This is a genomic window from Reinekea sp., assembly GCF_982785585.1.
The window spans coordinates 40978-52061 of the sequence record NZ_CEYAVF010000006.1; the positions used below are offsets into that span (position 1 = coordinate 40978).

Consider the following 11084-nt stretch of genomic DNA (forward strand, 5'->3'; position numbering starts at 1 on the left):
CTTTTGGCGCTACTATAAGCCGTGGTGTGTAAGAATCTCCGTTAAGCGCACAGTATTTGTAGGTGATCTCTTACAAAGCGTCGGGCGTTTGCGGCAGAATTCTTGCTCAAGGCGGGTAATGAACAGTTGGCTCAACTAATCTGTTTGGTGGGTTGAACTGAGCCCTGTTTTCCAACTAATAACCTAGGTTGTAGCGATGTTAGGTGTGAAGTCAACTGACCAAACGGTGTTGTTCCTGTATGGCGATGTATCCCTGTTGGGGGTGCTGAAGAGTGCGCTCTTGCCTCTGCAAGTCGATCTGAGTGTACTCGCGCCCTATATCGATCTCGACCAATGGCAAGACCACCGCACTCAGGCGGTCAGCGTCGAGGAGTTCCAGGCCGAAATGGTCCGGGAATACCTCCAACTGCCCGACAATGTTCGTCAGATCCTCTCGTTAGAAGCCTTCCAAGCCCAGGGCGATCGGTTAGCCGACACTATCCAGGCACGGGCCCTAGCCAACCGTAAACCGACCGACTTGGCCTACAGCAGACGCAGACTGGAAAAAATTGGTTACTTGCGGCTGTTTAGCAGCGCCTTGAGTCATTTCGGATGGTCAAGCCTAGCGGCCGATCAATCGGGTATTTGTTTGGCACTGAATAGTACCAATGCGATGTTTTCGCCGACCCCTGGCACGCCAGTGCTGCTGCGTAAGGTTGGCTATGGCGCTGAGCACCGCTTTACGGTCAACGCCGATAATCCCCTGCCGGGTTTCTTTTGCGACCATGCTGAAAACCAAGGTCGCGATGAATGGCGCGTGGCCTATGGCAATCCGGCGGACATCCACCTGCCAGAAAGTGCCATCAGCCAGATCTATACATCAATCAATACGCCGCCGGGGATTAAGCAGGCTTTACGAGACTTGGTGGCAAAGGATTTGCGCTATCGGCACGTGGAACTGCTTGAGGTGCTGCCCGATCCGCAGCGTTGGCAGTTGGTTGCTAAGCCCTACGCCAAGACCTGATGACACGGCGCGAGCCAGCTCACTGACCTAACATAGCTTGTTTAGCTGGCCTGGGTTGGATCGAGCAATGCCACGCTGTGGTCCCCAGTCGAGATCTCTGCCTCGTTAGCGTCCGGTGCAACGCTGTCATCCGGTTCCTCTGCCGTGGGGTCGATCAGCCGTTCTTCAGGAAAGATACAGCTGAACACTGAGCCGCGGTTGCTTCGGCTGCTGATATCGAGTCGGGCATCGTGATGTTGTAGGGCGTGTTTGACGATCGCCAAGCCCAAACCGGTGCCCCCGGTGTCGCTCGAACGACCGCTGTCGACACGATAGAAACGCTCGGTTAGGCGGGGAATGTGATGTTGCTCAATGCCTCGCCCCTGGTCCGCCACACTCAACACAGCGCCCCTGGCTGTCTTTTTCCAGCAGATGTCGATCTGGCTGCCAGCGGGACTGTAGTGGACCGCATTAAACACCAGATTGTTGAGCGCGGAGCGTATTTCCCCGGGGCTGCCGAGGAGTTGGCAAGTCGACTGGCAGTCAACGCTAATCAGGTGGGCATTTTCCCCAGACAGCTCCAGGGCATCGCTCTGGATCTGCGCCAGCATGGCCGCCACGTCGATAGCCTGGCCCTCGGTGCTGCTGGTGGCGGCATCGAGCCGGGTCAACATCAGTAGATCGGTGACCAGGTTATTCATCCGTTGGGTTTGCTTACTCATGCTGCGCAGGGCCTTGGTGACCGGGGGACTCAGGTTGTCGGCAAAGCTGAGGATATTTTCTAAGTGTCCCTTAAAGACCGTTAGCGGTGTTTTGAGCTCGTGGGACGCATTGGCGACAAAGTCCTGGCGCATCAATTCCAGTTGCTGCAAACGCGTGACATCGCGCAGCACGATCAAGCGCTCGCCTTTACCAAAGACTGTCATCATGACCTGGATATGACAATTTAGGCGGGCGGGATTATCTAGTGTAATCGGTTCGCGATGCAAATTCTTGCGGTAGAACTTGATGAATTTCGGTTCCCGCAGCAGGTTGATCAGCATTTGGCCGCTGTCTTCCTTACGCAGGTTTAACAGATCCCGGGCGGCGCTGTTCCACCATTGAATATGGCCATTGTCATCCAACAGCATGATGCCGTCGGCCAGCGCCTCGGTCGAAGAGCGCATCCGCTGCACCACCTCGCGATAATTACCGACTTGCTTGCGATGATCGCGCTGCACCCGGTATAGATGGTCAAAAATAACCCCCCATAGACCAACGGCTTCTGGTGGTGTTTTGCGCGCCCCGGAGATGAGCCAGGCGATCAAGCGGTGCTGTTGATAGGAGATCCAGATCAGATAGCCGATCGCTGAGACGGCGAGAAAGACCCACGGGTAGCCAAAAAAAGCCCCCACTATGGCGGCCCCGAGCAGAGATAGGGTGAGTTGGCGGTAATGGCTGCGTCGTAAATCTCGAATCATGTATTGTCCGTTTCATTCACCTTGGTTGAAAACCGGTAACCGGTTCCGCGCACAGTTTGGATTAATAGTTTGTGTTCGTCACCTAAGGCTTTGCGCAAACGGCGAATATGCACATCTACCGTGCGTTCATCGACATACACATTGCCGCCCCAGACCTGGTCGAGCAGTTGCCCGCGGGTATAGGCACGCTCGGCATGACTCATAAAATACTGCAATAGACGGAACTCGGTTGGCCCCATGGTCAGCTCAGCATCCAAGGTGGTAACCCGATGAGAGTTGGGGTCCAGTTTGAGGCCATTGACCTCAATGGGCGCCTCGATGCCCGCTGGCGTCGAGCGCCGCAGTACCGCTTTTAACCGCGCCACCAGCTCACGCGGGGAGAAGGGTTTGGTGATGTAATCGTCCGCACCGGCTTCCAGGCCAGAGATCTTGTGGTCTTCTTCGCCCTTGGCGGTGAGCATAATAATGGGAATCTCAGCGGTCAAGGGGTCACGCTTGAGGCGTCGAGCCAGTTCGACACCGCTGACCTGAGGCATCATCCAGTCAAGTAAAATCAGATCGGGTTTCTGGTCGACGACCAGACTGTGCGCGTCTTGGGCATTGGCCGCTTCGATCGTACGGTAGCCGGCCATTTCAAGGGCGGTGACCAGCACCTCTCGAATGGCGGCCTCATCATCAACAATTAGGATCGTTCGGGTCGACATACAGCTTGCCTCGTTTGCTTTGTTGAGTGGTAATTTGAACATTTAACGAAGCTTTGATGACATAAATGTGACACCCGACCTATTGTTGTCAAATATCGACTAGGTAATTTAGCGCCAACCCGACAAATAATACCATGCCGATCCAGTGGTTGTTCAAAAAGGCAGCAAAGCAGGCACTGCGCTCGCGAGTGCGTATTAACCACTGTTGGTAGCCAAATAGCCCCGCGCTGATCGTCAAGCCAATCCACCAAAAGAGTCCCAAATTGGCCTTAAAGCCAATAATCAACCAGGTAACCCAGGTTAGAGCCTGAATCAGTCCAACCATAAGGCGATCGGCATCGCCAAATAGGATCGCGGTGGAACGCATGCCAATCTTCAGATCGTCGTCGCGGTCAACCATGGCATAGAGGGTGTCGTAGGCGACGGTCCACAAAACTGTGGCGCTGAACAGCAGCCAGGCGACATCGGACAGCGGCACCGCTAAGGCGGTATAGGCCATCGGAATGGCCCAGGCAAAGGCCGCCCCTAGGACAACCTGGGGCAGATAGGTGTGGCGCTTCATAAAGGGGTAGGTCGATGCGAGTAGCAGTGCCACGACCGACATGCCAACGGTACGCGCATTGGTAAAGAGTACCAGGCCAAAGGACAGCACCAGTAAGCCGAAAAACAGCCACAGGGCGGCCCCTGGGGCCACCAGTCCGGAGACCAAGGGGCGCGCGACGGTGCGCTTAACTTGGCCATCGATTTTACGATCGGCCAAGTCATTGATTACGCAGCCGGCGGAGCGCATCAGCACCACTCCTAGGGTGAAGATCAGCACCACGGGCAGACCCGGAAAGCCTTCTGCGGCCAGCCAGAGCGCGCTTAGAGTCGGCCAGAGCAGCAGGTAAATGCCGATGGGTCGGTCAAGTCGAGTGAGTTTGATGTAGTAATGTAAGACGTTTGTGTTCATAGAGTATCAATTCTGGTAAAAAAAATTCACTCACCAATAACGGTTGGTGATGCAAGTGGTAACGCGCCCGGCGGCCCCAACCCAGACCCGTAGTGCAGACCTGGAGATGATCCTTGCGCATACCCGGGGTGGCAAAGAGCAGCTCACCCAAGGGTTTGTTGGCCAACTGAGTTAACTGATTCAGCCCGCCTGCCAGACTGCTCAAGGGAATCAGGGTGTGCGCTGCGACCCACGGCGTATCCCCCTGCTTTAATAGCACCTTGCGAGAAAACATCGGGCAAGGCGCCTGTTGATCGTGAAAGCCATCGATCGGCAGTGCCAGGTTGATCTGACGTTGCTCGAGCACCTCGACTGAAAAGTCATCAGCGCGCCGCTTCAGAGCCTGAGTCAGGCTGGTGGGCAAGGTTAGCCAATAGCGGAGTTCATTCGGCAGGTTAGATTCCACCGTCGCAAGACCTTGCCAATCATAATTGCACGTATCAGGGTCAAAATTGGTATCGAACGCAGGGTCTATCACGGCTTCTATTTATCGACGGTGGGGGTCGCAGTTTACCTCGGCAGAGGGTCCCGCCACCACCGCAAATCGGTATTCAACCGCTATTTAGAGTCAAAATGAGACGATTTAAGGTCAAATGGACAGGTTTTTGCTGTCAAAGGCTTGGCAATACCCCCCTAAGATGGGTAGTCTAGAGTCATCTTAAAATCGAGCCGTACCGCCACTACTACTTTGAGGACGGGCAGTTGGTTGGTAAACGATTAATAACAAAAACGAAATAAAGGAAGTGGCTATGAGAAAACCTGATTTAGCAGCGGTGATTGCCGAGCGTGCAGACCTAACCAAAGATAAAGCCGGTGAGGTGTTAAACGTTTTACTGGATCAAATTACCCAGACTGTTGCTAGGAAAGAATCCGTAACCCTAGTGGGTTTTGGCACGTTTGAAGCGCGTTCACGTGCCAAACGTAAGGGTAAAAATCCTCAGACCGGGCAAGAGATCGAGATTCCTGCCAGCAACACCGTCGCTTTCAAAGCGGGTAAAGCGCTCAAAGATTCGGTTAATTGAGCGGTATAGATTAATAAATCAAGGAGCCCCGGGGCTCCTTTTTTATGGGCCACTATTTATTTCGTCTTGGCTTATCAATACTCTGCTTTGGGCTTGTTATCCGCCTTGTGCTAAATTTCGTCGGCAATGCGAATCAGGCTTGCACTTGGACTAAAAGATCGCGAAGATCGCGCCTGTTTTGCCCAAGGCGGTTCAGCGCCATCAAAAGAGACTGCCCGATGGGGTGGCCAATAGCTCGATAATGAGGGGAATATGGAAATGCAGAGTCAAATGACGTCTTTGGTGCATGTCGACAAGGTTCGAGTGCGCGAGCCTGGCGTTATCATCCTGACCGGACCGTCCAGTTGCGGTAAGGGCGAGGTTGCCAGTGCCTTGTGTCGTACCCTATCGATTCGCCCGGAAGCCCACCTGTCGATGGGTGAAATTCTCCGCAGTACCTTTCGAGGTGCCAAGGAAGATCCGTCCTTTGCCGAATTGTTGGCGACCAAATACGACCTGAGCGACAAGACCAATATCTTTGACTGTGTCGACAGCACCGCCAGCCTGACCAAGAAGGTCTTGTCTTACCAGGCGGCGCTCGAGAAGTACTTCGCCAAGCCCGACATGGACCGCTTTACCTCCCAGTTACAATGGTTAGAGTTCTGTACCATGAACGGTTTACTGGTGCCTAACCGTTGGACGGAGAATTTTGTCGCGGCCCATATCGAGCAGGCTCGCTCGACTCGAGAAGAGTCCTTTATATTGGACGGCTACCCGCGTACTGAGCGTGCCGCTGAACACCTGTTGGCGTTCTTGAACTCGATGAATATTCCGGTCTTGAAGGTGTTGCATTTAAGCATCAGTCGCCAGGAAATGATGGCCCGAGCCCAGGCTCGTGGGCGTGAAGATGACGACAACGAATCGCTGCACAAACGTTTTCAGTTTTATATCGAAAATGTTCAGCCCAGCGTGGATTTCATGAAAACCAAGCTGGGGTCCGATCGCATTGCCCTGATCGATGCCCATCAACCGGTCTTCGATGTCACCGAGCAGGGTGCAAAATTCAATCTGGAAGCCTCGATTAAGGCGGTTGTGGGCAGCGTGTTACGTGCACTGGGCGTGCCGCGAGTGGTACTAAACGACTTGCTGAGTAACAGTAAAGAGTGATGCCAGGTACCTAGGCCGTCGGGCTTAGGCACAGCCTGTTCGGGATGGTCCCGTCGGGACCACCCCATTAAGGCTACTGCGCTGCCTTTTGACGCGGCTCGAGGTAGGTCACCTGATTCAGCCCTTTGCGGTACTGATCAACGAAGTGTTGCTGTTCGGTTAAACTCATGGTGCTCGCCTGCAGTTGGGACTGGTAGGCACTGACCATCATTTCCCGACTGTAGCCAACCGAATTCAGCACCTGCTCAATGGAATCGCCTTTGCGGGTATTTTGCAGCAGTAGCTCGCCATTTTCCGCAAAAACGGCATCAAGACTGTTGGTATCGCCGAACAGATTGTGCAGATCGCCGAGAATTTCCTGGTAAGCACCCACCATAAAGAATCCCAACCAGGGCCGCTCATCGGGTTGCCAATTGGGTAGCGGCAGAGTCGACTCGACCCCTTCGCCATCGACATAAAAGTCGATCTTGCCATCGGAATCGCAGGTAATATCCTGCACGATGCCGCGCACAGACGGTTCTCGATCCAGGCCGGTTAAGGGCAGGATGGGAAAGATCTGATCGATCCCCCACACGTCCGGTAAGGACTGGAACATCGAGAAGTTAACGAACAGCTTGGTCGCCATCTTCTCATTTAAGTCGTCGACCATATCCCGATGGGCCCGTTTTGCCGGGTTGAGTTGCAAGCGGATAATGTTGTTGATCGAACGGGTAATCTCTTCGGCGTGGGCGCGTTGGACTAACGTTAAAGTGGCATTGTTATAAGCATCGTGGACGTCGTTGAGAAACGAACAGGCATCGTGATAGAGCTCGGCATAGGGGCGCTCGTGGACCAGGGTGCATTGGTAGCAATACCACAGTTCCTTGAGGATATTAGGGGCATCGTCCAAGGGTTTGTCGGGCACGGTGACATCCGGCGTCTCTTCTTCGGCGACATCGGCAATCAGCACCGCATGGTGTGCGGTGACGGCACGACCGGATTCGCTAAAAATCTTTGGATGGGGCAGCTCAGCCACTTCACAGGCCTGGCGAAAGGCATAGACCACATTGTTGGCGTATTCTTGAGTGGAATAGTTCATCGAGCACGACTCGCGCGAGCGGGTGCCCTCGTAGTCAACACCTAGGCCACCGCCGACATCGACAATGCCAATCGGCACGTCCAAATGGCGCAATTCAACATAGAAGCGTGAACATTCGCGCAAGGCAATCTGGATATCGCGAATATTGGCAATCTGAGAGCCGAGGTGGAAATGCAGCAGTTGAAAACAGCCGAGTTTGTTGGCCGCCCGCAAGCGTTCGGTGACCGCAATGATTTCCGAGGCGGTGAGGCCAAACTTCGACTTCTCACCCCCGGTGTTCTGCCACTTACCCTTGCCGGTACTGGCCAGGCGTGCGCGCACACCCATCCTTGGCAGGACCTTCATCTCCTCGGAAATGTCGAGGATCCAGTCCACTTCCGACGATTTTTCCACTACCAGATAGACATGATGGCCGAGTTTTTCGGCCGATAGGGCGAGACGAATATATTCCTCATCTTTATAGCCGTTGCAGACAATGGTGGTCGGGCCCTTAGAGGCCTCGGCCAGCACTGCCATCAGTTCCGGTTTGCTCCCGGCTTCCAGACCAATCTGTGAGGTGCCCGCCAGGCGTTGGCCGTTGATGATCTCTTCGACTACGCGACGTTGCTGGTTGACCTTGATCGGGTAGAGCGGCTGATATTCATTCTGATAATGCTCATTGGCAATGGCATTAGCAAAGGCCGTGGTAATTTGCGCCACACGATCATGCAGGATGTGTGGGAAACGCACCAATAGCGGTAACTGTAAGCCGTTACTCCGAGCCGCCAAGACGATCTCTTTTAGAGATATATTGTTGGCGACATTGACGATGGTGTCTCCGGCTTCATTTACCGAAAAATACCCCTCAGACCAGCGATTAATGTTGTAGAGTTCGATCGCATCTTTTACAGTCCAGCTCATGGTAAACCTCTAAATTTCGTATGAATCAACCAGTCATGACGCTGGCACAAAGCCCCAAATGCGGTAAGTCTATTGTCATTGCCCAAATTAAGACGGGTTAATGGGGCCACGCAGGGTCCAATACAATGACCGATAGTCTATGAAAATATATCCGGAAGAATAGCTTTTTTTACAGGAGACCCAAAATGACTAGAGAATTTATAAATACTGACTCGGCCCCGGCCGCCATTGGTACCTACTCACAGGCGGTCAAAGTTGGCCAAACGGTCTATCTGTCGGGTCAAATTCCGCTCGACCCCGTCTCGATGACCGTGCTCGACGACGCGATGGCGGCGCAAATCCACCAGGTGTTTAAAAACCTCAGTGCAGTTTGCCAAGCGGCGGGCGGTTCGATGAACGAACTGGTGAAGGTGAATATCTTTCTGATTGATCTGGGTCATTTTGCCCTGGTTAATGAAATAATGGCGACCTACTTTACCCAGCCATACCCGGCTCGCGCCGCCGTTCAGGTATCTGCGCTGCCCAAGGGCGTAGCGATTGAGATTGACGGCGTTTTGGTGCTCAGTTAACGGTCATCGCTAAGGGTCGACTTTCGGGCCTTCAGCGCCGCGCGCGCATCTTGCCAACCCTGCACCTTTATCAGCCATTGCTGCAGTGTTGCGATGGTTAGATGGGCCGCAACCCGACGGGTCAGAAATTTGGGGAGTGCTTTTTTCATATTGGCCCTTAGGCTTTAAAATTGCCGTCGCCGGATGCGCACGGCATACTGCGAAGCCTAGGGTATTTAATGAGTTATTAATGCATGCGTCAAGCCCGCAACAGGCCAATTAAGCGAAAGAACCAAAAGGATTCACGGGTCACCGAATACTACCGGTTTCGAGATTTTTGGGCGCCAGCCTTTTGGCCTACCTGGCTAGGCATCGCTGGACTATATCTGATGGCTTGGCTGCCGGTGGGCCTGCGCCTAGTGATCAGCCGCGCCTTGGCGGCGCTGCTCTATCGCTTGGTCGCGAGTCGACGCAAGGTTGCGCACACCAACATTCGCCTCTGTTTTCCTGAACTCGATGCACCTGCCCAGCAGCGCCTGGTACGCGAGGTGTTTTATGCAAACATCCTAAATTTTTTTGAGACGGCCCAAGCCTGGTGTCGTCCCAAGCCGCGTATGGCTTTGCAACTCGATGGCTTGGAACATCTGGATCAGGCGCGTGCGACGGGCCGAGGGGTGATCTTACTCGGTGGGCACTTTGGTCCGCTCGATATCGCCGGCTCCCTGTTTATTGAGCATTTCGAGTACTCTTTGGTCTATCGCAAAGACGACAACCCACTGTTTAATTACTTTATGACCCGAGCTCGGGAGCGCTACAGCACCGCGACCATTGCGCGCAAAGACATGAAGGGTCTGTTGCGCACACTTAAAAGGGGGGGCACGGTCTGGTATGCACCGGACCAAGACTATGGCCCTAAGGCCTCGGTCTTTGTGCCGTTTTTTGGCGTACCGACGGCGACCATTACCATGACCAGCAAGCTGGCCCAGGCGGGTAATGCCCTGGTGTTGCCCATCAGCGCCTATCGTCGCGCCGACGGGCGCGGCTTTGTGGTTACCATTGAGGCGCCGTTGGCCATTCCCAGCGGTGATGAGGTCGCCGATGCTCGGACCATTAACGCCTGGTTGGAGCGCCGAATTCGTGAACATCCCGAACAATATTTGTGGCTGCACAAGCGCTTCAAGACCCGCCCCGAGGGCGAACCCTCGTTATACCAATGAGTAACCTGATATCGTCCCACAGGGCCAGAGCGTCTGGATAGCCTATCGCTTACGCCTTTAGGCAGTTAACCGCAGAAAGCACCAATGGCCAAGCCAAAACCGAACCCGTGCCCTCACCCAGGGCCAGATTAAGGCTCAGCAAGGGCCGTTGACCCAAATGTTTCATAATGGCGTGCTGAGCAATATGGGATGACTGATGGCTGAATTGGGCATAGTCGATGATCTGCGGGTAGAGGCGATGCAGGGCCAGCAGGGCTGTAGAACAGGCAAAACCGTCAACCAAGAACATCCCACCCAGTTCCGCCGTCATCGCCATAGCGCCCATTATCGCGGCTATTTCAAAGCCGCCCAGATGGCGAACGGTGGACCAAGCATCGCTCAGGTCCTGGCGATGTAAGGCCAGCGCCTGGGTCAGGACATCGACCTTATCGCGGAATAAGATCGGCTCGAGGCGACTTCGGTTGGTCACGGCAACCTCCGGTGGCAAGTCCAACAGCGCAACGCAGAGCGCTGCAGCACTGGTGGTGTTGCCCTGTCCCAACGCGCCGAAGGACAACACCCGGGCCCCTTCCGCCATCTTAAGCGCCGCATGCTCGCTGCCCAGTGTGACCGCCTGATGCATTTGTGCCGTCGTCATGGCCGGCAACATCGAAATATCTCGGGTACCGGCAGCAATTTTTTGGCTATAAAGCCGCGGCTGAGGGTCGATTTCAGCACCGTTTAAACCACAATCTATCACCGACAGCTCAATCTGATATTGAAGGCATGCGACGGCCACTGGCGCCCGTCCAGTCAATATCCGCTGAACCTGGTCGGTAGACGACAGCCGACTGATGTTGGATTGATGTGAGCGGTCATATACGCCGTGGTCGGCACAAAAGACCAGATGTCGCAGCTGCTGTAATTCAATGTCCTGGGTCTGTTGAATGCTGGCCAGTTTGCGCACAACACCCTCCAAGAGTCCGAGTGAAAAGGGCGGCAGACCCAACGCATCAATCTGCGCCTCTAAGCGATCGCCGGCGTCTGAGCGAACCGG

Annotated in this window: 12 protein-coding genes; 5 read left to right on the forward strand and 7 right to left on the reverse strand. The window is 54.4% G+C overall.

Translation table 11 applies throughout. The features are described from left to right. Window positions 1-196 precede the first annotated feature (196 nt). Window positions 197-1003 (forward strand): hypothetical protein, encoded by an 807-nt coding sequence (locus tag AC4FIC_RS04320; RefSeq protein ID WP_273285470.1) that lies wholly within the window; start codon window positions 197-199, stop codon window positions 1001-1003. A gap of 41 nt (window positions 1004-1044) precedes the next feature. Here the strand turns inward: AC4FIC_RS04320 and phoR are convergent, their stop codons facing one another. The 4 genes from phoR to AC4FIC_RS04340 form a co-directional block, all read right to left on the reverse strand. Next, window positions 1045-2442, reverse strand: a complete 1398-nt coding sequence (gene phoR / locus AC4FIC_RS04325; protein WP_100255950.1) for a phosphate regulon sensor histidine kinase PhoR — start codon at window positions 2440-2442, stop codon at window positions 1045-1047. Next, window positions 2439-3146, reverse strand: a complete 708-nt coding sequence (gene phoB, locus AC4FIC_RS04330; protein WP_100258666.1) for a phosphate regulon transcriptional regulator PhoB — start codon at window positions 3144-3146, stop codon at window positions 2439-2441. Before phoB ends, phoR begins: the two co-directional genes overlap by 4 nt. Before the next feature lie 88 nt (window positions 3147-3234). Next, window positions 3235-4098: a 4-hydroxybenzoate octaprenyltransferase gene (gene ubiA / locus AC4FIC_RS04335; RefSeq protein WP_100255951.1), complete on the reverse strand. Its 864-nt coding sequence runs from the start codon at window positions 4096-4098 to the stop codon at window positions 3235-3237. Beyond that, a complete protein-coding gene (locus AC4FIC_RS04340) occupies window positions 4052-4615 on the reverse strand; it encodes a chorismate--pyruvate lyase family protein (RefSeq protein WP_227003736.1) in 564 nt (187 codons plus the stop codon). Before AC4FIC_RS04340 ends, ubiA begins: the two co-directional genes overlap by 47 nt. Before the next feature lie 271 nt (window positions 4616-4886). Between AC4FIC_RS04340 and AC4FIC_RS04345 the strand changes: the two genes are divergently transcribed. Together AC4FIC_RS04345 and AC4FIC_RS04350 are read left to right on the forward strand one after the other, a co-directional pair. Then, on the forward strand, window positions 4887-5159 hold the full coding sequence (locus AC4FIC_RS04345; protein WP_100255953.1) for an HU family DNA-binding protein: 273 nt from the start codon (window positions 4887-4889) through the stop codon (window positions 5157-5159). A gap of 252 nt (window positions 5160-5411) precedes the next feature. Then, a complete protein-coding gene (locus AC4FIC_RS04350; RefSeq protein WP_100255954.1) occupies window positions 5412-6305 on the forward strand; it encodes an adenylate kinase family protein in 894 nt (297 codons plus the stop codon). A gap of 73 nt (window positions 6306-6378) precedes the next feature. Here AC4FIC_RS04350 and speA read toward each other — a convergent pair whose 3' ends face one another. After that, window positions 6379-8283 carry a biosynthetic arginine decarboxylase gene (speA, locus tag AC4FIC_RS04355; protein WP_100255955.1) on the reverse strand — a complete coding sequence of 635 codons (1905 nt, stop codon included), beginning with the start codon at window positions 8281-8283 and terminating at the stop codon, window positions 6379-6381. A gap of 185 nt (window positions 8284-8468) precedes the next feature. Here speA and AC4FIC_RS04360 point away from each other — a divergent pair, with 185 nt between their 5' ends. Next, window positions 8469-8852, forward strand: a complete 384-nt coding sequence (locus AC4FIC_RS04360; RefSeq protein WP_100255956.1) for a RidA family protein — start codon at window positions 8469-8471, stop codon at window positions 8850-8852. Here the strand turns inward: AC4FIC_RS04360 and AC4FIC_RS04365 are convergent. Then, on the reverse strand, window positions 8849-9001 hold the full coding sequence (locus AC4FIC_RS04365; RefSeq protein WP_158524265.1) for a hypothetical protein: 153 nt from the start codon (window positions 8999-9001) through the stop codon (window positions 8849-8851). The two genes, AC4FIC_RS04360 and AC4FIC_RS04365, sit on opposite strands and share 4 nt — an antisense overlap. Window positions 9002-9109: 108 nt before the next feature. Between AC4FIC_RS04365 and lpxL the strand changes: the two genes are divergently transcribed. After that, the gene (lpxL, locus tag AC4FIC_RS04370; protein WP_475845281.1) at window positions 9110-10048 is read left to right on the forward strand and encodes an LpxL/LpxP family Kdo(2)-lipid IV(A) lauroyl/palmitoleoyl acyltransferase; all 939 of its coding nucleotides are present in this window, start codon (window positions 9110-9112) and stop codon (window positions 10046-10048) included. Window positions 10049-10097: 49 nt separating this feature from the next. On the opposite strand, the gene AC4FIC_RS04375 is transcribed toward lpxL, so the two are convergent. Next, on the reverse strand, window positions 10098-11084 hold a 987-nt coding region (locus AC4FIC_RS04375; protein WP_476194801.1), incomplete at its 5' end, for a nicotinate-nucleotide--dimethylbenzimidazole phosphoribosyltransferase.